This window comes from Pantoea latae (assembly GCF_002077695.1).
GTDB lineage: Bacteria > Pseudomonadota > Gammaproteobacteria > Enterobacterales > Enterobacteriaceae > Pantoea > Pantoea latae.
In genome coordinates this window covers 1-21,974 of sequence record NZ_MWUE01000047.1, presented here as the reverse complement: position 1 = coordinate 21,974, position 21,974 = coordinate 1, and the positions used below count along the sequence as shown (strand labels likewise).

The 21,974-nt window shown below is 59.8% G+C and carries 18 protein-coding genes and 4 tRNA genes; 19 read left to right on the top strand and 3 right to left on the bottom strand.

Going from position 1 to position 21,974, the window contains the following annotated elements; genetic code table 11:
• Positions 1–34: 34 nt before the first annotated feature.
• On the top strand, positions 35–808 hold the full coding sequence (gene pdeH / locus B2J69_RS23160; protein ID WP_081142792.1) for a cyclic-guanylate-specific phosphodiesterase: 774 nt from the start codon (positions 35–37) through the stop codon (positions 806–808).
• 63 nt (positions 809–871) lie between these two features.
• Positions 872–2,932 carry an AsmA family protein gene (locus B2J69_RS23155; protein ID WP_081142765.1) on the top strand — a complete coding sequence of 687 codons (2,061 nt, stop codon included), beginning with the start codon at positions 872–874 and terminating at the stop codon, positions 2,930–2,932.
• Here the strand turns inward: B2J69_RS23155 and ppiC are convergent, their stop codons facing one another.
• Positions 2,933–3,214 carry a peptidylprolyl isomerase PpiC gene (gene ppiC / locus B2J69_RS23150; protein ID WP_081142763.1) on the bottom strand — a complete coding sequence of 94 codons (282 nt, stop codon included), beginning with the start codon at positions 3,212–3,214 and terminating at the stop codon, positions 2,933–2,935.
• A gap of 74 nt (positions 3,215–3,288) precedes the next feature.
• Between ppiC and rep the strand changes: the two genes are divergently transcribed.
• Positions 3,289–5,310, top strand: coding sequence for a DNA helicase Rep (gene rep / locus B2J69_RS23145; RefSeq protein ID WP_081142761.1), 2,022 nt, complete (start codon positions 3,289–3,291; stop codon positions 5,308–5,310).
• A 15-nt stretch (positions 5,311–5,325) separates the two neighbouring features.
• Here rep and gppA read toward each other — a convergent pair whose 3' ends face one another.
• Positions 5,326–6,810, bottom strand: coding sequence for a guanosine-5'-triphosphate,3'-diphosphate diphosphatase (gene gppA, locus B2J69_RS23140; protein WP_081142756.1), 1,485 nt, complete (start codon positions 6,808–6,810; stop codon positions 5,326–5,328).
• A gap of 6 nt (positions 6,811–6,816) precedes the next feature.
• Positions 6,817–8,109 carry an ATP-dependent RNA helicase RhlB gene (rhlB, locus tag B2J69_RS23135; protein ID WP_081142754.1) on the bottom strand — a complete coding sequence of 431 codons (1,293 nt, stop codon included), beginning with the start codon at positions 8,107–8,109 and terminating at the stop codon, positions 6,817–6,819.
• A 117-nt stretch (positions 8,110–8,226) separates the two neighbouring features.
• On the opposite strand from rhlB, the gene trxA reads away from it, so the two are divergent.
• From trxA to B2J69_RS23055, 16 genes are all read left to right on the top strand, one after another.
• A complete protein-coding gene (gene trxA / locus B2J69_RS23130; protein ID WP_081142752.1) occupies positions 8,227–8,559 on the top strand; it encodes a thioredoxin TrxA in 333 nt (110 codons plus the stop codon).
• 346 nt (positions 8,560–8,905) lie between these two features.
• A complete protein-coding gene (gene rho, locus B2J69_RS23125; protein ID WP_081142750.1) occupies positions 8,906–10,165 on the top strand; it encodes a transcription termination factor Rho in 1,260 nt (419 codons plus the stop codon).
• 280 nt (positions 10,166–10,445) lie between these two features.
• Positions 10,446–11,531, top strand: coding sequence for a UDP-N-acetylglucosamine--undecaprenyl-phosphate N-acetylglucosaminephosphotransferase (gene wecA, locus B2J69_RS23120; RefSeq protein WP_081142748.1), 1,086 nt, complete (start codon positions 10,446–10,448; stop codon positions 11,529–11,531).
• Between the two features lie 16 nt (positions 11,532–11,547).
• A complete protein-coding gene (wzzE, locus tag B2J69_RS23115) occupies positions 11,548–12,600 on the top strand; it encodes an ECA polysaccharide chain length modulation protein (RefSeq protein WP_081142746.1) in 1,053 nt (350 codons plus the stop codon).
• Positions 12,597–13,727, top strand: a complete 1,131-nt coding sequence (gene wecB / locus B2J69_RS23110; protein WP_081142744.1) for a non-hydrolyzing UDP-N-acetylglucosamine 2-epimerase — start codon at positions 12,597–12,599, stop codon at positions 13,725–13,727. Before wzzE ends, wecB begins: the two co-directional genes overlap by 4 nt.
• Positions 13,724–14,983, top strand: a complete 1,260-nt coding sequence (wecC, locus tag B2J69_RS23105) for a UDP-N-acetyl-D-mannosamine dehydrogenase (RefSeq protein ID WP_081142742.1) — start codon at positions 13,724–13,726, stop codon at positions 14,981–14,983. The genes wecB and wecC overlap by 4 nt, the downstream gene beginning before the upstream one ends.
• 24 nt (positions 14,984–15,007) lie before the next feature.
• Positions 15,008–15,715 (top strand): dTDP-4-amino-4,6-dideoxy-D-galactose acyltransferase, encoded by a 708-nt coding sequence (gene rffC, locus B2J69_RS23100; RefSeq protein WP_081142740.1) that lies wholly within the window; start codon positions 15,008–15,010, stop codon positions 15,713–15,715.
• A complete protein-coding gene (rffA, locus tag B2J69_RS23095) occupies positions 15,702–16,832 on the top strand; it encodes a dTDP-4-amino-4,6-dideoxygalactose transaminase (RefSeq protein ID WP_081142738.1) in 1,131 nt (376 codons plus the stop codon). The genes rffC and rffA overlap by 14 nt, the downstream gene beginning before the upstream one ends.
• Positions 16,832–18,082 carry a lipid III flippase WzxE gene (gene wzxE / locus B2J69_RS23090; protein ID WP_081142736.1) on the top strand — a complete coding sequence of 417 codons (1,251 nt, stop codon included), beginning with the start codon at positions 16,832–16,834 and terminating at the stop codon, positions 18,080–18,082. The genes rffA and wzxE overlap by 1 nt, the downstream gene beginning before the upstream one ends.
• Positions 18,079–19,146: a TDP-N-acetylfucosamine:lipid II N-acetylfucosaminyltransferase gene (locus tag B2J69_RS23085; RefSeq protein WP_081142734.1), complete on the top strand. Its 1,068-nt coding sequence runs from the start codon at positions 18,079–18,081 to the stop codon at positions 19,144–19,146. The genes wzxE and B2J69_RS23085 overlap by 4 nt, the downstream gene beginning before the upstream one ends.
• Positions 19,143–20,486, top strand: a complete 1,344-nt coding sequence (gene wzyE / locus B2J69_RS23080; protein WP_081142732.1) for an ECA oligosaccharide polymerase — start codon at positions 19,143–19,145, stop codon at positions 20,484–20,486. The genes B2J69_RS23085 and wzyE overlap by 4 nt, the downstream gene beginning before the upstream one ends.
• Positions 20,487–20,521: 35 nt before the next feature.
• Positions 20,522–21,262, top strand: a complete 741-nt coding sequence (wecG, locus tag B2J69_RS23075) for a lipopolysaccharide N-acetylmannosaminouronosyltransferase (RefSeq protein ID WP_081142730.1) — start codon at positions 20,522–20,524, stop codon at positions 21,260–21,262.
• Between the two features lie 159 nt (positions 21,263–21,421).
• Positions 21,422–21,498 (top strand) — tRNA-Arg (locus tag B2J69_RS23070).
• A 94-nt stretch (positions 21,499–21,592) separates the two neighbouring features.
• A tRNA-His gene (locus B2J69_RS23065) sits at positions 21,593–21,668 on the top strand.
• 16 nt (positions 21,669–21,684) lie between these two features.
• A tRNA-Leu gene (locus B2J69_RS23060) sits at positions 21,685–21,771 on the top strand.
• A gap of 25 nt (positions 21,772–21,796) precedes the next feature.
• Positions 21,797–21,873, top strand: a tRNA-Pro gene (locus B2J69_RS23055).
• Positions 21,874–21,974 lie beyond the last annotated feature (101 nt).

Below are 21,974 nucleotides of genomic sequence, written 5' to 3'. Positions count from 1 at the left end.
TCACATGGCACTCGCCAACAACCAGGAAAAAACCATGGTGATGAAGAATATTAGTCATCGGCTACCTTCTTCAACTGACATCAACCCACGACAGGAAGCGCGTCTCTTCTGGCAGCAATGCCAACGATTCTACACTTTCCAGCCGATATACCAGGTATCGGGCCGGTTGCTGGCAATTGAAATCCTGACTGCGGTAACGCATCCGACCGCGCCGGAGAAGCGACTATCGCCGGAATCCTACTTTGAGGCGCTGGCGATCAACCAGCGGCTGCACGTCGTCCATGAGCAGCTGACGCTGCTGAAAGAGTGGCAGCCTTTTTTTTGCGACAACCAGATCGTCGCCTCGGTGAATATCGACGGCCCCACGCTGATGGCGATCCAGCAGCATGCGCCGATCCGCCGTTTGATTACCGCGCTGCCGTGGGTGCGCTTCGAGCTGACCGAGCATCACGCGCTGCCGCAGGAAGAGATGATCGCGCAGATGCCGGAGCTGGGCCCGCTGTGGCTGGATGATTTCGGCTCTGGCATGGCGAACTTTTCAGCGCTCACCGAGCTGAAATATGACTACATCAAGCTGTCGCGCGAGCTGTTTATCCTGCTGGGTAAAACCAGTGAGGGCAAAGCGCTCTTTTCCATGCTGCTGGCGTTGATCAACCGCTACTGCAACGGCGTGATCGTCGAAGGCGTCGAAACCGCCGAGGAGTGGCAGCAGGTCTGCTGTTCGCCCGCGATGGCGGCGCAGGGCTACTTTTTTTCGCGGCCGGTCCCTTTTTCACAACTTAATCATCTGCCGCTTCAGCTTGCCTGATGTCGTTCCACAGCGTCTCGACTATCTTTAACGGAGACTGTGGAAAGGCAAGGAGGAAGCGAAATGTCGCGCACGGGAAAAGTTGTTAGCTGGATAGTCGGGATTTTTTTGTTGCTGGTGGTGGTGATCGTGGTGATCATTGCGACCTTTGACTGGAATCGACTGAAACCTACCATCAACCAGAAGGTCTCGACCGAACTCAATCGACAGTTCGCCATTCGCGGCGATCTGGGCGTCGCCTGGGAACGCAACCGCGAAGAGCCGGGCTGGCGCAGCTGGATACCCTGGCCGCATGTGCATGCGCAGGACATCATTTTAGGCAATCCGCCCGAGATGGCGGAGGTAACGATGGTGCACCTGGAGCGCGTCGACGCCACGCTGGCGCCGCTGGCGCTGCTGCACAAAGAGGTCTATATCCCGTGGATCAAGCTGCAGCAGCCTGACGCGCGGCTGATCCAGACCGCCGACAAGAAAAACAACTGGACCTTCAATCTCGCCAACAGCGAGAATCCCGACCCCAACGCGCCGCCTTCTGCCTGGTCTTTCCGCCTCGACAATATTCTGTTCGACCAGGGCCAGCTGCGCTACCGCGACGCGGTGAACAAAGCGGACGTGACGGTTAAAATCAATCCGCTCGGCAAGCCGGTGCCCTATGGGCAGATCGCGGGCGGCAGCGACACGCAGAAAGGCGCGGGCGACTTTGTTTTCGGCTGGGACGCGCGCGGCACCTATAACAACGAGCGGCTGGAAGGGGAAGGCAAAATCGGCGGCATGCTCTCGCTGCGCAGCAAAACCACGCCGTTCCCGATTCAGGCCGATGTGCGCAACGGCACCACGCGCGTGCAGGTGACCGGCGGCGTGCAGGACCCGATGAATCTTGGTGGGCTGGACGTACGTCTGCGCTTCTCAGGCGACACCCTCGCCAATCTCTATGGCCTGACCGGCGTGCTGCTGCCTGACACGCCGCCCTATGAAACCGACGGCCACCTGATTGCCCGTTTTGCCGGCAAGAAAGGGCCGGAGTACCGTTATGAAAACTTTAACGGCCACATCGGCGACAGCGATATTCATGGCTCGCTCACCTACACCCAGGGCAAACCGCGTCCGACGCTGGTCGGTGAGCTGAGTTCGAAGCAGCTGCGCATGGCGGATCTGGGGCCGCTGATTGGCGTCGATTCCGGCAAAGGCAGCGCGAAAACCGAACAGGCGAAGGCGAAGCGCGGCGAAAAATCGACACAGCCCGCCGATCGCGTGCTGCCGCACGACAAGTTCGATACCAAAAACTGGGACGTGATGGATGCCGACGTGAAGTTCAGCGGCAAGCGCATCGAGCACGGCAGTTCGCTGCCGCTCAGCGATCTCTATACCCACCTGCAGCTGAAAAATGGCGATCTGCTGCTCGATCCGCTGCGCTTTGGCATGGCGGGCGGCGCGCTGAACAGCACCATCCATCTTGAGGGCGACAAATCGCCGATGCGCGGCCGCGCCGATATCCACGCGCGTCGCCTGCATCTGCGCCAGCTCTTTCCAGACGTCGAAGCGATGCAGCGTAGTCTGGGCCAGCTGAATGGCGACGCCAGCTTTACCGGCACCGGCAATTCAGTGGCGGATCTGCTGGCGACCAGCAACGGCCAGCTCAAGCTGCTGATGAATGACGGATTAATCAGCCGTAGTCTGATGGAGATCGCCGGGCTCAACGTCGGCAACTATGTGGTCGGCAAGCTGTTTGGCGACGATGAGGTGCGCATCAACTGCGCCGCGACGGATGTGAAGCTGCAGAACGGCCTGGCGACGCCGAATCTCTTTGTGTTCGACACCGAGAACGCGGTGATCAACGTTACCGGCAACGCCAACTTCGCCAACGAGCGCATGGATCTCTCTATCAATCCTGAGAGCAAAGGCATCCGCATTGTGACGCTGCGTTCGCCGCTTTACGTGCGCGGCACCTTTAAAAATCCCGACGCCGGCGTGAAGGCGGGGCCGCTGCTGGCGCGCGGCGCCGCCGCCGTGGCGCTCGGCGCCGTGGTCGCGCCCGCCGCCGCGCTGCTGGCGCTGATTAGCCCGAGCGACAATGAAGATAACCAGTGCAGCAACGTGCTGCAGCAGATGAAAAGCAAGAAGTGATCAGCTGCGGTAGAGCACTTTAATGATGTGATAGCCAAACGCGGTTTTCACCGGCCCAAACGGTTTCAGCAACGGGCAGGTGAAAACCGCTTTATCAAAGGCCGGCACCATCTGGCCCTGGCGAAACTCCCCCAGATCGCCGCCGTTGCGCCCGGAAGGGCAGGTCGAGTGTTTCTTCGCCAGCTGCTGAAAACTGGCACCCTTTTCCAGCTGCGCCAGCAGGTCGTGAGCCTGCTTCTCCTCTTTCACCAGGATGTGTAAAGCCGCCGCGGTTTTCGCCATGATAGTCCTCTGATTGTGTATACTGACCGCCCATTATTTCATCCTCCTCCCTTTTTACTGAGCGATTTTTTACTATGCGTTTAAACCCCAGCCAACAACGCGCCGTCGAGTTTGTTACCGGCCCCTGTCTGGTGCTGGCGGGAGCGGGATCGGGCAAAACCCGCGTCATCACCAATAAGATTGCCCACCTGATCCGCGAATGCGGCTACCAGGCGCGCCATATTGCGGCGGTTACCTTTACCAATAAAGCCTCGCGCGAGATGAAAGAGCGCGTCGCGCAGACCCTCGGCAAAAAAGAGGCGCGCGGCCTGATGATCTCTACCTTCCATACGCTGGGGCTGGAGATTATCAAGCGCGAATATGCCGCGCTGGGAATGAAGTCGAACTTCTCGCTGTTCGACGACACCGACCAGCTGGCGCTGCTGAAAGAGTTGACGCAGCCGTGGCTGGAAGAGGACAAGACGCTGCTGCAGCAGCTGATTTCCACTATCTCCAACTGGAAGAATGACCTGGTGGATCCGCCGCGCGCCGCCGCGCTGGCGCGCAGCGAGCGCGACAATATCTTCGCCCACTGCTACAGCCTCTACGATCAGCATCTGAAGTCCTGCAACGTGCTCGACTTCGACGATCTGATCCTGCTGCCGACGCTGCTGCTGCAGCGCAATCAGGAGGTCCGCGAACGCTGGCAGCAGCGCATTCGCTACCTGCTGGTGGATGAATATCAGGACACCAACACCAGCCAGTATGAGCTAGTAAAGCTGCTGGTGGGCGCGCGGGCGCGTTTTACCGTGGTCGGCGACGACGATCAGTCGATCTACTCCTGGCGCGGCGCGCGGCCGCAGAACCTGGTGCTGCTAAAAGAGGATTTTCCAGCGCTGGAGGTGGTCAAGCTGGAGCAGAACTACCGCTCGTCGCAGCGCATTCTGAAAGCGGCGAACATCCTGATCGCCAACAATCCGCACGTGTTTGAAAAGCGCCTGTTCTCCGAGCTGGGCGTCGGCAGCGAACTGAAAGTGCTGACCGCCAACCACGAAGATCACGAGGCGGAGCGCGTCGCAGGCGAGCTGATCGCCCACCACTTTATCAACAAGACCCAGTATAAGGATTACGCCATCCTCTATCGCGGCAACCATCAGTCGCGGGTGTTTGAAAAGCTGCTGATGCAGAACCGCATTCCCTATCGCATCTCCGGCGGCACCTCGTTTTTCTCGCGGCCGGAGATCAAGGATCTGCTCGCCTATCTGCGCGTGCTCACCAATCCCGATGACGACAGCGCGTTTCTGCGCATCGTCAACACGCCGCGTCGCGAGATCGGCCCGGCAACGCTGCAAAAGCTGGGCGAGTGGGCGAACCTGCGCAACAAAAGCCTGTTCAACGCCAGCTTCGACGTCGGCTTAGGGCAGACCCTGAGCGGGCGCGGCCTGGAGCATCTGCAGCGCTTTACCCACTGGCTGCAGGAGATCGTGCAGATGACCGAGCGCGAGCCGGTCAACGCGGTGCGCGATCTGATCCGCGGCATCGACTACGAAAGCTGGCTGTTTGAAACCTCTGGCAGTCCAAAAGCGGCCGAGATGCGCATGAAGAACGTCAATACGCTGTTTCAGTGGATGACGGAGATGCTGGAAGGCAGCGATATCGACGAGCCGATGACCCTGACCCAGGTGGTCACGCGCTTTACCCTGCGCGACATGATGGAGCGCGGCGAGAGCGACGAGGATCTCGATCAGGTGCAGCTGATGACGCTGCACGCCTCGAAAGGGCTGGAGTTCCCCTATGTCTTCCTGGTTGGCATGGAAGAGGGGCTGCTGCCGCATCAGAGCAGCATCGATGAGAACAACATCGAAGAGGAGCGACGTCTGGCCTATGTCGGTATTACGCGCGCGCAGAAAGAGCTAACCTTTACGCTCTGCCGCGAGCGGCGTCAGTATGGCGAACTGGTGCGCCCGGAGCCGAGCCGGTTTCTGCTGGAGCTGCCGCAGGATGACGTTATCTGGGAAACCGAGCGCAAAGTGGTCAGCGCCGAAGAGCGAATGAAGACCGGACAGACGCGGGTCGCCGGTCTGCGAGCGATGCTGGAAAAGGCGAAAAAGGGCTAAACGCCCTTTTTGCGATCAGGCGATGGTCAGCGGCCAGTGCACGTAAGACTGATAGTGGCTCTCCTGCTCAAGCAGCTCGGCGCGCAGCGGATGCGCCGCCAGCCAGCCTGAAGGCAGCGACAGGCGCAGCTCGTCGTCGCTGGCCTGCAGGCGCACCGCAGGCAGCGTATCGTCGCGACGGCGGCTGGAAAAGAGGATCGCCAGCCGCAGCAGGCGGCACAGGCGCTCGGCCAGGCGCGGCGGCAGGGCGTTCTGCTGGGTCAGCAGCGCCAGGTCGATGCTGCCGCTCTGGTTTTGCAGCAGGCAGGCCAGCAGCTTTTTTTGCGCGGGCGTAAAGCCGGGCAGATCGAGATGGCGTACCAGATAGGCGGCATGCTGCGGCGCCTGGCGAAAATCGACGCTGAGGCCGATTTCATGAATTGCGCTGGCGCTGAGCAACAGCTCCCGACAGCGCTGATCCAGCTTCCATGCGCCGCTTACCTGACGGAAAAAGACGTCCGCCAGCTGGCGCACCCGCGCCGCCTGATCCACATCGATGGAAAAGCGACGCTGCACGTTCTGCAGGGTGCGGCTGCGAATATCGCGATCGACCGGCAGATGCAGCATGCCGTAAACCAGCCCTTCGCGCAGCGCGCCGCCGGCCAGCGTCATGCTCTCAATGCCGAGTTCCTGGAATACCGCAATCAGGATCGACAGCCCGCTGGGGAAAACCAGCGCGCGCTCCAGCGTCAGTCCTTCAATCTCCAGCTCTTCCAGCTTGCCGCACTGAATGGCGCGCTGTTTCAGCTGCTGGAGCTTGCTCAGGGTGATGCGCTCGTCCATACCCTGCGCCACCATGATCTCCTGCAGCGCCTGCACGGTGCCGGACGCGCCAACGCAGGCTTCCCAGCCGTGCGCGCGCAGCGGCGCGACCACGGCACGGAGCATCTCGCGCGCGGCCTGTTCGGCGGCGGCGAAATTCTCCTGCGCCAGATGGCGGTCGCTGAAGAAGCGCTCCAGCCAGGTGACGCAGCCCATCGACAGGCTAAACAGCACCGACGCGTGCGAGCCGTCGCCGGTGGCCAGCTCGGTGCTGCCGCCGCCGATGTCGACCACCAGCCGCTTGTCCGATCCGCCGGTGGTATGCGCGACGCCCTGATAGATCAGGCGCGCCTCTTCTTCACCGCTGATAACGTTGACGGGGCAGCCGAGAATTTGCTGTGCGGTAAAAAGAAATTCAGCGGCGTTGGCCGCAAGGCGCAGCGTGGCGGTCGCTACGACGCGGATCTGCTCAGAGGGAATGTCCTGCAGCTGCTCGGAAAAGAGCTTCAGACACTCCCAGCCGCGCGTCATCGCCTCAGCGGAGAGATGGTTGTTCTTATCCAGGCCGGCAGCCAGACGCACCTTGCGCTTAATGCGCGCGACGGTCTGAATGCTTCCGGACACTTCGCGCACCACCAGCATATGAAAGCTGTTGGATCCCAGATCGATCGCTGCATAAAGTGACGATGCGCTTAGCATGGCGGATTAACCCGAACGTTTACGGTTGTTGTTACGCGGCGCTCCACGACGATTCGCGTTGTTGCCGCCGCGGCGCGGACCGTTGCCGGTGCGAGGGCGAGCCAGACGCTTCGGTGGCGGCAGTTCGCTCATCAGCGCGTCGCTGTTGTACTTGCTGACCGGAATGCTGTGGCCGATGTACTCTTCGATCGCCGGCAGATTCAGCGCGTACTCTTCGCAGGCGAGGCTGATGGAGTGTCCGCTGGCGCCCGCGCGACCGGTACGGCCGATACGGTGAACGTAATCTTCGCGATCGTCAGGCAGATCGTAGTTAAAGACGTGCGTGACCGCAGGAATATGCAGACCGCGCGCCGCCACGTCGGTAGCGACCAGGATATCGACGTCACCTTTAGTAAAGTCGTCCAGAATGCGCAGACGTTTCTTCTGCGGCACGTCGCCGGTCAGCAGGCCGACGCGATGGCCGTCCGCCGCCAGATGGCCCCAGATCTCTTCGCAGCGATGCTTGGTGTTGGCGAAGACGATGGCGCGATCCGGCCACTCTTCTTCCAGCAGCGTCTGCAGCAGGCGCATTTTTTCTTCGTTCGACGGGTAGAACAGCTCTTCTTTAATGCGGTGACCCGTTTTCTGCTCTGGCTCCACCTCAACGTACTCGGCGTTGTTCATGTGTTCGAAAGCCAGTTCGCGCACGCGCCAGGAGAGCGTGGCGGAGAAAAGCATGCTCAGGCGCTGCGTCGCAGGCGGCATACGGCGGAATAGCCAGCGGATATCTTTAATAAAGCCGAGATCGAACATGCGATCGGCTTCGTCCAGCACCAGCACCTGGATCGCGCCCAGGTTGATATGGTTCTGTTTCGCGTAGTCGATCAGACGACCCGTGGTGCCGACCAGAATGTCGACGCCGTCGGCCAGCACTTTCAGCTGCTTGTCATAGCCGTCGCCGCCGTAAGCCAGACCGAGCTTTAGACCAGTGGCCTGCGCCAGCGGTTCGGCGTCGGCGTGGATCTGCACAGCCAGTTCGCGCGTTGGCGCCATGATCAACGCGCGCGGCTGATTGATCTGACGGCCTTCCTGCGCCGGGTGAGTGAGAAGATGATGAAACGTCGACGTCAGGAACGCCATCGTTTTGCCGGTACCGGTTTGCGCCTGGCCTGCAACATCACGCCCTGAAAGCGTAAAGGGCAGGGCTAACGCCTGAATAGGCGTGCAGTGATGAAAGCCTTTAGTATCAAGGGCTTCCACGACCAGAGGGTGCAGGGCGAAGTCGGAAAACTTCTGTTCTGTTAAGTGTGTTTTGCTCATAGTGTGGTAGAATATCAGCTTACTATCGCTTTACGAAAGCGTATCCGATGAAATAAAGTCAACCTTCGTTGGTAAACTTTACGCCAATTCGCCAGGCATAATCTTGTGGAGTAATACATGAGCAGCGATAAAATCGTTCACCTCACCGATGACAGTTTCGACGCAGACGTTCTGAAAGCAGACGGCGTCACGCTGGTTGATTTCTGGGCTGAATGGTGTGGTCCTTGCAAAATGATCGCGCCGATCCTCGACGAAGTTGCCGAAGAGTACGACGGTAAGCTCACCATCGCCAAGCTGAACATTGACGACAACCCGGGCACCGCGCCGAAGTACGGCATCCGCGGCATCCCGACGCTGCTGCTGTTCAAAAACGGTGAAGTGGCCGCCACGAAAGTCGGCGCGCTGTCTAAAAGCCAGCTGAAAGAGTTCCTGAACGCCAACCTGGCGTAAGCAGGGCCGAACGTTCGGCGGTGGTGAATTTTCTTCCACTGCTGGACGTTCTCATTTTAGCGTGCTAAGTTACTTTCACTGCATTACGCACTTACCTTGTAGTTTGCATCTTAACGTTTTCCTTTGTTAAACCCTGAAGCACGTTCCGTATGCAGCGGTTTAGCAATTCTGACGGTTAGCACCAACTTTGGCATCGCATTTCAACCGTCTCTCTCGCTTCCAGTCGCCATCCCTGACGATGATCGTCGAGAAGAGTTGAAAGCGCCATTAACAGGCATGGAATATTAAGCCATACCATTCACGACCAACATTTCGAGAATTACCCCGAGTTTAAGAACCCATCACTATGAATCTTACCGAATTAAAGAATACGCCGGTTTCTGAGCTGATAACCCTCGGCGAAAATATGGGGCTGGAAAACCTGGCGCGTATGCGCAAACAGGATATTATTTTCGCCATCCTGAAACAGCACGCGAAAAGCGGCGAAGACATCTTCGGTGATGGTGTGCTGGAGATACTGCAGGACGGATTTGGTTTCCTCCGCTCCGCAGACAGCTCCTACCTTGCCGGTCCCGATGATATCTACGTTTCTCCCAGCCAAATTCGCCGTTTTAACCTTCGCACTGGTGACACCATCTCCGGCAAGATCCGTCCGCCGAAAGAGGGCGAACGTTACTTCGCGCTGCTGAAGGTTAACGAGGTCAACTACGATAAGCCGGAAAACGCCCGTAGCAAGATCCTGTTCGAAAACCTGACGCCGCTGCACGCCAACAGCCGTCTGCGCATGGAGCGCGGCAACGGTTCGACCGAAGACCTCACCGCACGCGTGCTGGATCTGGCCTCGCCGATCGGTCGCGGTCAGCGCGGTCTGATTGTCGCGCCGCCGAAAGCGGGTAAAACCATGCTGCTGCAGAACATCGCGCAGAGCATCGCCTACAACCATCCAGACTGCGTGCTGATGGTGCTGCTGATCGACGAACGTCCGGAAGAAGTGACCGAGATGCAGCGTCTGGTCAAAGGCGAAGTCATCGCCTCTACCTTCGACGAACCGGCTTCGCGCCATGTTCAGGTCGCCGAGATGGTGATTGAGAAGGCGAAGCGTCTGGTTGAGCACAAGAAAGACGTGATTATCCTGCTCGACTCCATTACCCGTCTGGCGCGCGCCTACAACACCGTCGTGCCGGCATCCGGTAAAGTCCTGACCGGTGGTGTTGACGCCAACGCCCTGCATCGTCCGAAGCGCTTCTTCGGCGCCGCGCGTAACGTGGAAGAGGGCGGTAGCCTGACCATTATCGCGACCGCGCTGGTTGATACCGGTTCGAAGATGGATGAAGTGATTTACGAAGAGTTTAAAGGCACCGGTAACATGGAGCTGCATCTCGCGCGTAAAATCGCTGAAAAACGCGTCTTCCCGGCGATTGACTACAACCGCTCCGGTACGCGTAAAGAAGAGCTGCTTACCTCTCAGGAAGAGCTGCAGAAGATGTGGATCCTGCGCAAAATCATTCACCCAATGGGCGAAATCGACGCGATGGAATTCCTCATCAACAAGCTGGCGATGACCAAAACCAACGACGAATTCTTCGATATGATGAAGCGCTCGTAATCCCGCTGCGGCTAACCGAGACGGGTAAACCGACTTTTTTAGCTTAAATGGGCAGGAAATCGCGCTAACGCCACGTCTTAACGTGGCGTTTTTTATTTGTGCGCATTAGGATTACCGCTGGCAGGAGCATTTATAATGACTGTGGCGCCAGCGTGCAAAAAATCACCATTCGCGCGCTGTCGGAAGCAGAATTCGGACTCGGGATGAAAGGCAAAAACATGCAGTTTGTTTATCCTGTCCCTGATTTTAGCTGAGAGCGTTTAACGTGAATTTACTCACTATGAGTACTGAGCTGGGCCTTACTTTTCTATTTTCTTTAGTCTTTATCTTTTTTGCGCGCAAAGCGGCTAAAAAAATAGGTCTGGTCGATACGCCCAATTCTCGTAAACGCCATCACGGCGCCATTCCGCTGGTCGGCGGCATTTCGGTGTATGCCGGCATCTGCTTTATGTTTCTTATCACCCGCTTTTATCTGCCGCACGCCACGCTCTATTTGATCTGTGCCGGATTGCTGGTGCTGGTCGGCGCGCTCGACGATCGCTTCGACATCAGCGTGAAAATTCGCGCGGTGGTGCAGGCCGCCGTCGCGGTGGCGATGATGGTGGGCGCCAAGCTCTATCTGCTTAGCCTTGGCTTTATTATCGGCCCGGTGGAGCTGGTTGTCGGGCCGTTCGGCTACGTGCTGACCCTGTTTGCCGTCTGGGCCGCAATTAACGCCTTTAATATGGTGGACGGCATCGACGGTTTGCTGGGCGGACTCTCATCCGTCACCTTCGCCGCCATGGGGATTATTCTCTGCTTTGACGGGCAGTTCAGCCTCGCCATGTGGTGTTTTGCGATGATCGCCGCCACGCTGCCCTACATTTTGCTTAATCTCGGTTTCCTTGGCCGCCGCTACAAAGTCTTTATGGGCGACGCGGGCAGCACCATGATCGGCTTCACCATTATCTGGATCCTGCTGGAAACCACCCAGGGGTTAAGCCATCCCATTACGCCCGTGACCGCGCTCTGGCTAATCGCCATTCCGCTCATGGATATGGTGGCGATTATGTATCGTCGCCTGCGTAAGGGCATGAGCCCGTTTTCCGCCGACCGTCAGCACATCCACCACCTGATCATGCGCGCCGGCTTCACGTCGCGTCAGGCGTTTGTGCTGATTACCGTGGCCGCCGCGATCCTCGCGGGCATCGGCGTGCTCGGCGAATACCTCGCCTTCATCCCCGAATGGGTGATGCTGGTGCTGTTTATGATGGCGTTTATGCTGTACGGCTATTGCCTGAAACACGCCTGGCGCGTGGCGCGCCTGATCCGTCGTATAAAGCGTCGTCTGAACGCCAGAAGCGACGCAAAGAAAAAATTACCCTGATAAGGATTGCCTTGTTATGACCTCTGAGGTTGCAGAGAACGAACTGGATATTCGCGGCCTGGGCTGCACGCTTTGGCGCGGCAAGCGCTGGATTATCGGCCTTGCGCTGCTGTTTGCGCTGGTCGCCTGGCTCGCGTCGCTGCTGATGAAACAGGCGTGGAGCACCACGGCGATCACCGATCGTCCTACGGTGAATATGCTCGGCGACTATTACGCGCAGGAGCAATTCCTGAATAATCTCGACGTGCGCAACAATACGCTCAATCTGGCGGCGCCTTCGCCAACCATTATGGATGAGGTCTATCAGGAATTTATTATGCAGCTGGGCGCCTGGGATACGCGGCGCGACTTCTGGCAGCAGACCGACTACTACAAAAGCCGCCGTTCAGGCAACGCGCACAACGACGCCGCGCTGCTGGACGATATGGTGGCGAATATCCAGTTTCTGCCCGCCGACGCGGCGCGCAACACGCGCGACAGCGTGAAGCTGATTGCGGAGAGCGCCGGCGACGCCAATAATCTGCTGCGTCAGTACATCGCCTTCGCCAGCGAGCGCGCGGCGCGCCACCTCAACGGCGAGCTGAAAGGCGCCTGGCAGGCGCGCGGCGAGCAGCTGCAGGCGCAGGTGAAGCGCCAGGAAGATGTGGCGAATGCGGTTTTCCAGCGTCAGCAGCATCGGCTGCAGCAGGCGCTGAAGGTCGCCAGCCAACAGGGGATCCATGAAAACCGCTCGGGCGACGCGCGCGAGCCTATCGCCGACAGCGACCTCTTCCTGCTGGGCGAACCGCAGCTGCAGGCGCAGCTGGAAACCCTGCAGGCGACCGGCCCGACTTACGATATCAGCTACGATCAAAACAGGGCGATGCTCACCACCCTGAGCGCCGGACCGACGCTTAACCGCACCTTCCAGACCTACCGCTATCTGCGGACGCCGGAAGAGCCAGTGTCGCGCGACAGCCCGCGTCGTCTGTTTATGATGATTATGTGGGGCGCATTAGGCGCGTTGACCGGCGCAGGCGTCGCGCTGGCGCGCCGTTCCGGCGCCCGATCAGCGAGAGAAACCGCGTGAAAGTGCTTACAGTATTCGGGACTCGCCCGGAGGCGATAAAAATGGCGCCGCTGGTGCAGGCGCTGGCGCAGGATCCTGCGTTCGACTCTCGTCTGTGCGTCACGGCGCAGCATCGCGAGATGCTCGATCAGGTGCTGCGTCTGTTTGCGCTGCAGCCAGATTACGATCTGAACGTGATGCGCCCGGAGCAGGGACTGACAGAGATTACCTGCCGCATTTTGCAGGGCATGAAAACCGTGCTGCTCGACTTCAAACCAGACATCGTGCTGGTGCACGGCGATACCACCACCACGCTGGCCGCCAGCCTGGCGGCGTTTTACCAGCAGATCCCGGTCGGTCATGTGGAAGCGGGGCTGCGCACCGGCGATTTGACCTCGCCCTGGCCGGAAGAGGGCAACCGCAAGCTGACCGGTCATCTTGCCCGCCTGCACTTTACGCCCACCGAGCGTTCGCGCCATAACCTGCTGGCGGAGAATCTGCCCGACGCGCGCATTTTTGTCACCGGCAATACGGTGATTGACGCGCTGCTGTGGGTACGCGATCGGGTAATCGCCGATCCCAGCCTTAACGCGCAGCTCGCCGGGCACTATCCTTTCCTCGACAGCGAGAAAAAGCTGGTGCTGGTCACCGGCCATCGCCGGGAAAGTTTCGGCGAAGGGTTTGAGCGCATCTGCAGTGCGCTGGCGCGCATCGCGCGTCAGCACCCGGATGCGCAGATCGTCTATCCGGTGCACCTTAACCCCAACGTCAGCGAGCCGGTAAACCGCATTCTCAGCGGCATCGACAATATCGTGCTGATCGAGCCGCAGGAGTATCTGCCTTTTGTCTGGCTCATGAACCGCGCCTGGCTGATCCTCACCGACTCCGGTGGCATTCAGGAAGAGGCGCCGTCGCTGGGCAAACCGGTGCTGGTGATGCGCGACGCCACCGAGCGTCCCGAAGCGGTCGACGCCGGCACCGTGAAGCTGGTCGGCACCGATGTGGAGAAAATCGTGGCCGAAGTTGGCCTGTTGCTGAGCGACGAGGCGGCGTGGCAAACCATGAGCCGCGCCCACAACCCTTACGGCGACGGCAACGCCTGTCAGCGCATTCTGCAAGCCTTAAAAGATACCCGAGTTGACCTATGAGTTTTGACACCATTTCCGTGATTGGACTGGGCTATATTGGGCTGCCGACCGCAGCCGTTTTTGCGTCGCAAAAGAAAAACGTGGTGGGCGTGGATATTAACGCCCGCGCGGTAGAGACCATTAACCGTGGGGCGATCCATATCGTCGAGCCCGCGCTGGATAAAGTGGTGCACGAGGCCGTGACGCAGGGCTATTTGCGCGCCACCACGCAGCCGGAAGCGGCGGATGCGTTTCTGATTGCGGTGCCGACGCCCTTTATGGCGGATCACCAGCCCGACCTGCGCTTTGTGAAAGCGGCGGCGGAATCGATCGCGCCGGTGCTGAAAAAAGGCGACCTGGTGATACTGGAATCCACCTCGCCGGTCGGCGCGACGGAGCAGATGGCGGAGTGGCTGGCGGTGACGCGTCCAGACCTGCGCTTCCCGCAGCACGGCGGCACGCCGGATATCTTTATCGCCTACTGCCCGGAGCGCGTGCTGCCGGGCAAAATTATGCAGGAGCTGATCCACAACGATCGCGTCATCGGCGGCATGACGCCCGCCTGCTCGGCGCAGGCCAGCGCGCTCTATCGCCTCTTTCTGCAGGGCGAATGCGTGGAAACCAACGCGCGCACGGCGGAGCTGTGCAAGCTGACGGAAAACAGCTTCCGCGACGTTAATATTGCCTTCGCCAATGAGCTGTCGCTGATTTGCGCCGATCAGGGGATCAACGTCTGGGAGCTGATCGCGCTGGCGAACCGCCATCCGCGCGTCAATATTTTGCAGCCTGGGCCTGGCGTCGGTGGTCACTGTATCGCGGTCGATCCCTGGTTTATCGTGGCGCAGAACCCGTCGCTGGCGCGGCTGATCCGCACCGCGCGCGAGGTGAACGACAGCAAGCCGCACTGGGTGCTGAACCAGGTCAAAACGGCACTGGCCGACTGCCTGACGCAGAGCGGCAAGCGCGCGGATGAGGTTGTTATCGCCTGCTTCGGCCTGGCGTTTAAGCCCAACATTGACGACCTGCGTGAAAGCCCGGCGATGCAGGTGGCGCAGATGATCGCCGAATGGCATCGCGGCCAGAGCTGGGTGGTGGAGCCGCATATCGACGCGCTGCCCGCCGCGCTCGGCGGCAAGGCGACGCTGGTCTCGCGCGAGCAGGCGCTGGCGCAGGCCGACGTGCTGGTGATGCTGGTGGATCACGATCAGTTCCGCGCCGTCGAGGCGTCGCAGGTGACGCAGCGCTGGATAGTGGATACGCGAGGAGTATGGCGGTGAAAAAACGTCTGCTGGATCTGCTGCATGCCCGCCCACGTCAGTATTAACCCCCTCGCCTGGGAAAGCGCCTTTTTCGGCTGCGCCACGGCGCGACTCGATCTGGACGGTGAGCTGCCGCTGGAGGATGCGCTGCGGCATCCCACTGATTTATGGCAAATCAAAGTGCCCGCTGACCGGCTTGAGGCGATCGACGCCCTCTGCCAGCACGGCTTTCAGCTGGCGGAAGGCGAAGCCGATCTGGCTATCACCATTAAACGCACCGAACGCCAGCCCGGCATCCGCATCGCCCGCGAGTCGCAAATCGCGGATTTGCGCGCGGCGGCAGCGCAGATTTTCGTGCAGAGCCGTTTTCGCGCGCCCTGGTTTGCCGCGGACGCCAGCGCGCGCTTTTACGCGCAGTGGATTGAGAACGCGGTGCGCGGCACCTTCGATCATCAGTGCCTGATCGCCAGCGACGCGTCCGGCGCGCTGCAGGGCTTTATCTCGCTGCGTGAAACGGAAGGCGACGTGCGCGTCGGGCTGCTGGGCGTGCTGCCGCACGCGCAGGGCAACGGCATTGGGCAGCGCCTGCTGCTGGCCGGCGCAGACTGGGGGCGGGTGCGTCAGCTCGCACATCTGCGCGTCGCGACGCAGCTCAGCAATCTGACGGCGATGCGCCTCTATTTACGCAGCGGTGCACGGCTGGAAAGCACCGCTTACTGGTTCTACAGGAAAGGTCATGATCCCATTTAATGCGCCGCCGGTTGTCGGCAGCGAACTCGAATATATGCAGTCGGCGATGGCCAGCGGCAAGCTATGCGGCGACGGCGGCTTCACCCGCCGCTGCCAGCAGTGGATGGAGCAGCGCTTTGGCTGCAAAAAGGTGCTGCTGACGCCCTCCTGCACCGCCTCGCTGGAGATGGCGGCGCTGCTGATCAATATTCAGCCCGGCGATGAAGTGATTATGCCGAGCTACACCTTCGTCTCCACCGCCAACGCCTTTGTGCTGCGCGGTGCGACCATTGTTTTCGTGGATATTCGTCCCGACACGCTCAACATCGACGAAAGCAAAATCGAAGCGGCGATCACCGAGAAAACGCGCGCCATCGTGCCGGTGCACTATGCGGGTGTCGCCTGCGAAATGGATGCGATTATGGCGCTGGCGGCGAAGCATCAGCTCTTTGTGATCGAGGACGCAGCGCAGGGGGTAATGTCGCGCTACAAAGGGCGCGCGCTGGGCACCATCGGCCATATCGGCTGCTTTAGCTTCCACGAAACCAAGAACTACACGGCGGGCGGCGAAGGCGGCGCGACGCTGATCAACGATGCGGCGCTGGTAGAGCGCGCCGAGATTATTCGTGAAAAAGGCACCAACCGCAGCCAGTTTTTCCGCGGTCAGGTGGATAAGTATACCTGGCGCGATATCGGCTCCAGCTATCTGATGGCGGATCTGCAGGCGGCCTATCTGTGGGCGCAGCTGGAGGCGGCGGAGCGCGTGAATCAGCAGCGCTTGCGCCTGTGGCAGCGCTACTACGACGCGCTGCAGCCGCTGGCGGCGCAGGGACGTCTTCAACTGCCGGCGCTGCCCGACGCCTGCGAACACAATGCGCATATGTTCTATATCAAGCTGCGCGACAGCGACGATCGTCAGGCGCTGATTAGCTGGATGAAAGAGGCGGAGATCCTGACGGTATTCCACTATATCCCGCTGCACAGCTCGCCGGCGGGCCAGCAGTTTGGCCGTTTCCACGGTGAAGATCGTTTTACCACCGTCGAAAGCGAACGTCTGCTGCGCCTGCCGCTGTTTTATAATCTGACGGACAATAACCAGAATACGGTTATCAGTTCTCTGCTGAGCTTTTTCGCCTGATGTCGCTGGCAAAAGCGTCGGTGTGGACGGCTTCGTCCACGCTGGTGAAAATTGCCGCCGGGCTGCTGGTGGTTAAACTGCTGGCGGTGAGTTTCGGCCCGGAAGGCGTCGGGCAGGCGGGTAACTTCCGTCAGCTGATTACCGTGCTCGGCGTGCTGGCCGGCGCTGGCATCTTCAACGGCGTCACCACCTACGTCGCGCAGTATCAGCATCAGCCGGCGCCGCTGCGCGCGCTGCTGGGCACCGCGTCGGCGATGGTGCTGGGCTTTTCCACGCTGCTGGCGCTGCTGTTTCTGTTGGCCGCCGCGCCGATTAGCCAGGCGCTGTTCGGCCATACCCGCTTTGAAAATGTGGTGCGCATCGTTGCCTTTCTGCAGTTCGGCATCGCCTGGGCTAATCTGGCGCTGGCGCTGCTGAAAGGCTATCGCGACGCGCGCGGCAACGCGCTGGCGCTGATCGTCGGCAGCCTGCTCGGCGTTGCGGCCTATGCGCTCAGCTGGTGGATCGGCGGCTATTCGGGCGCGCTGGTGGGCTTTGCGCTGGTGCCTGCGCTGGTGGCGGTGCCGGCATTCGCGCTGCTAAAGCGACGCGTGCCGCTGCCGCTCAGCTGGCTAAAACCCCAGTGGCAGCCAGACGTTGCGCGCCGCCTGGCGAAATTTACCCTGATGGCGCTGATTACCTCGGTAACGCTGCCGGTCGCCTGGATCATGATGCGCAATCTGCTGGCGCAGCACGACGGCTGGGCGCAGGTCGGCCTGTGGCAGGCCGTCACCAGCATCTCCGACGCCTGGCTGCAGTTTATCACCGCCACCTTCAGCGTCTGGCTGCTGCCGACGCTGGCGCGGCTGGAGCAGAAGCGCGATATCGCCCGGGAAATCGGCCGCGCGCTGCGCTTTGTCTTGCCTGCCGTGGCGGCGATCGGCTTTTGCGTCTGGCTATTGCGCGACGTGGCGATCTGGCTGCTGTTTTCGCCTGCGTTTCACGCCATGCGCGATCTCTTTGTCTGGCAGCTGTGCGGCGACGTGTTTAAGGTTGGCGCCTATGTCTTTGGCTATCTGGTGATTGCCAAAGCGTCGCTGCGTTTCTATATTCTGGCCGAAATTAGCCAGTTTATCTTGCTGACGCTCTTCTCGCGCTGGCTGATCCCGCTGTCGGGCGTTACCGGCGCGGCGCAGGCCTACATGGCGACCTATCTCCTTTATTTCGCGCTCTGCTGCGGCGCATTTATGATTTATTACCGGAAAAAATGACGTTAATTCACGTGCTGGGATCGGATATCCCTCATCACAATCACACGGTGCTGCGCTTTTTCAACGATGTTTTAAGCGCAGAGCTGCCGGCCGATCCGCCGCGCCAGTTTATGGTGGTGACGCAGCAGCCTGCCGCGCTCGCCGCCTTCGACAATCTGCGCATTGAGGCTTTTAGCTCGAAAAAGGCGCTGGCGCAGGCGCTGATCGCGCGGGCAAAAAACCGCGAGCAGCGTTTTTTCTGTCACGGGCAGTTTAATCCCGGCATCTGGCTGGCGCTGCTGAGCGGTAAGCTTCGCCCGAGCCAGATCTACTGGCACGTCTGGGGCGCAGATCTCTATGAGGAGTCGCGCAGCCTGAAGTTCCGCCTGTTCTATCTGCTGCGACGCATCGCGCAGGGGCGCGTGGCGCAGGTTTTCGCCACCCAGGGCGATCTGCACTATTACCAGCAGCGCCATCCGCGCGTGCCCGCCGCGCGGCTCTATTTCCCGACGAAAATGGGCCCGGCCGCGCCGCAAAGCACGCCTGACGAGCGCTTTACCATTCTGCTGGGCAACTCCGGCGACGCCAGCAATCGCCATATCGACGGCCTTAAGGCGATTCGTGAACAGTTTGGCGAAGCGGTGCGCGTGCTGGTGCCGCTGGGCTATCCGCCAGACAATGCGGCCTATATCAACGAGGTGGCGGCGGCGGCCGAGCGACTCTTTCCTGCGGGACAGGTCGAGCTGCTGCGCGACAACCTCGCCTTTGATGACTATTTAGCGCTGCTCGCGCGCTGTCATTTAGGTTATTTTATGTTCGAACGCCAGCAGGGCATCGGCACGCTTTGCCTGCTGATTCAGGCTAACGTGCCCTTTGTGCTTAACCGGCGCAACCCGTTCTGGCGCGATATCAGCGAGCAGGGGCTGCCGGTGTTGTTCAGCAGCGATGCACTGGATTACGCGAGCGTGGCGGAAGCGCGCCGACAGCTGGCGAGCTGCGATAAGCAGGCCATCGCCTTTTTTGCCCCTGGCTATATAACCGGCTGGCGCGACGCGTTGCGCCATTGTGAAGGGGAGTCGTCATGAACCTCATGCAGTTTAGCGGTCTGCTGGTGGTTTATCTGTTGTCGCTGGGTTTTATTCTGACCCTGACCTGGCGGGAGTTCAGGCGCGTGCGCTTTAATTTCCACCTTTTTTTCACCCTGTTGTTTTTGCTGACTTTCTACTTTGGCTTTCCGCTGACCTGCGGGCTGGTGTTCCGCTTTAACGTCGAGGTGGTGCCGCCGGAGTATCTGTTGCAGGCGCTGCTGTCGGCGACGGCGTTCTACGCCGTCTATTACGTCAGCTATAAGGTGCGGCTCCGTCCTGCGGCGGTGCCGCGCGCCAGGCCCTGGCTGCAGATGAACCGTGTGGAGACCCATCTGACCTGCGTTCTGCTGGCGCTGGTGGCGATCGGCACGGTGACAGTATTTTTCCTGCACAACGGTTTTCTGCTGTTCCGCCTCACCGCCTACAACCAGATTTTTTCCAGCGAAGTCTCCGGCGTGGCGCTGAAGCGCTTTTTCTATTTCTTTATCCCGGCGATGCTGATCCTCTATTTTCTGCGCCCGACGCAGCGTAACTGGCTGCTGTTTCTGCTGGTGACGGTAGCGTTCGGCCTGCTGACCTATGCGCTGGTCGGCGGCACGCGGGCGAATATCATCATCGCCTTTGCGCTGTTTTTGTTTATCGGCATTACGCGCGGCTGGATCAGCCTGTGGATGCTGGCGGCGGCGGGCGTGCTGGCGATTGGCGGCATGTTCTGGCTGGCGCTGCGGCGCTATAACCTTAACGTGTTTGGTGAAGAGGCGGTTTACACCTTTCTTTACCTGACGCGCGATACCTTTTCGCCCTGGGAGAATCTGGCGCTGCTGCTGGAGAACTACTCTAAGATCGAGTTTCAGGGGCTGGCGCCCATCTGGCGCGACTTCTATGTCTATATTCCCGGCTGGCTCTGGCCGGGCAGGCCGTCGATGGTGCTCAACAGCGCCAACTATTTTACCTGGGAAGTGCTGAACAACCATTCTGGCCTGGCGATTTCGCCCACGCTGCTGGGCTCGCTGCTGGTGATGGGCGGCGTCTGGTTTATCCTGCCGGGCGCGGTGGCGGTCGGACTGATTATTAAGGGCTTCGATACGCTCTATATACGCGGGCGCGACGCCGACAACCGCTACAGCGGCGCGATTATGCAGAGTTTCTGCTTTGGCGCGGTATTCAATATGATTGTGCTGGCGCGCGAAGGCGTGGATGCGTTTGGCTCGCGCGTGGTTTTTTTCGCTTTGATTTTTCTGGCCTGCCTCGGCGTGGCGAAGATGCTGTTCTGGCTGCTGGATCGCGCCGGGCTGATTCGACGTCGCGGCGGTCAGGTTTTACATAGCCCAACTTAACGCCTCTGGGCACAACGGGAAGATAAGACTCGACCATGACAAGGTTACCGGAAACGCCGCAGTATGATATCCGCGGCGTGTCGCTGTATGGCTTCGACAGTATGTCCGCCTTTGTGGATTTTCTGCTGCCGGAGGAGGGCGCGCGCAGCGGGACGCTGGTGGCGATTAATGCCGAGAAGATGCTGACGGCGGAGCACGACGAGGCGCTGCGTGCGCTGTTGCAGGAGGCGGAGTTCAAATATCCCGACGGCATCAGCATTGTGCGCTCTATCCGTAAGAAGTATCCGCATGCGGCGGTGCAGCGCATCGCGGGCGCCGACTTATGGGAAGGGTTGATGGAGCGCGCCGGCCGGCAGGGCACGCCGGTGTTTTTAATCGGCGGCCGCCAGGCGGTGCTGGATGAGACCTGCGATAAGCTGCGTCGGCAGTGGAATGTGAATATCGTCGGCGCGCAGGACGGTTTTTTCGCCCCTGCTGACCGTGACGCGCTTTTTGCCCGCGTCGCCGCCAGCGGCGCGCGTATCGTGACCGTTGCGCTGGGGTCGCCGCGCCAGGAGCTGCTGATGCGCGACTGCCGCGCGCGCTGGCCGCACGCGCTCTATATGGGCGTCGGCGGCACCTATGATGTGTTTACGGGTCATGTGAAGCGCGCGCCGAAGATTTGGCAGCGTCTGGGGCTGGAGTGGCTCTATCGGCTGATTCGCCAGCCCAGCCGGCTGCGTCGTCAGCTAAAACTGATCAAATATTTGCGCTATCACTGGCGCGGCGATCTCTGATCTGACTGATTACTTCGGCCTTTTTTCGCTGAGGAAATAGCCAAAGTGCTCTATTCCTCGACGAAATGCACAAAGCGTAATCAAACGCGTTTTTTTATTAAAAAAGCACTGGACAGTATCACCCCAAGTCCGTAGTATGCCCATCCGCAACGGCGCTACGCGCCCGTAGCTCAGCTGGATAGAGCGCTGCCCTCCGGAGGCAGAGGTCTCAGGTTCGAATCCTGTCGGGCGCGCCATTTAGTTTGTGCGCAGGAGCTGCGGTGGTTACATTACCGCGTTAGTAAAGAGTTACATGGTGCAGGTCGTTGGCTTGCAACATACCAAATTGTGGTGGCTATAGCTCAGTTGGTAGAGCCCTGGATTGTGATTCCAGTTGTCGTGGGTTCGAGTCCCATTAGCCACCCCAGATTTTGCTGGGATACGCGAAGGTGGCGGAATTGGTAGACGCGCTAGCTTCAGGTGTTAGTGTCTTAACGGACGTGAGGGTTCAAGTCCCTCTCTTCGCACCAGGCAAATCAAAACAATAAAAATTATCGGCGAGTAGCGCAGCTTGGTAGCGCAACTGGTTTGGGACCAGTGGGTCGGAGGTTCGAATCCTCTCTCGCCGACCATTTTATAAACCTGCTTGAAAAAGCAGGTTTTTTTTCGTCTGTAGAAAAAGAGGATGAGAACCTCCGAAGGAGGTTTGCGCCGAGCGTAGCGAGACAACGTT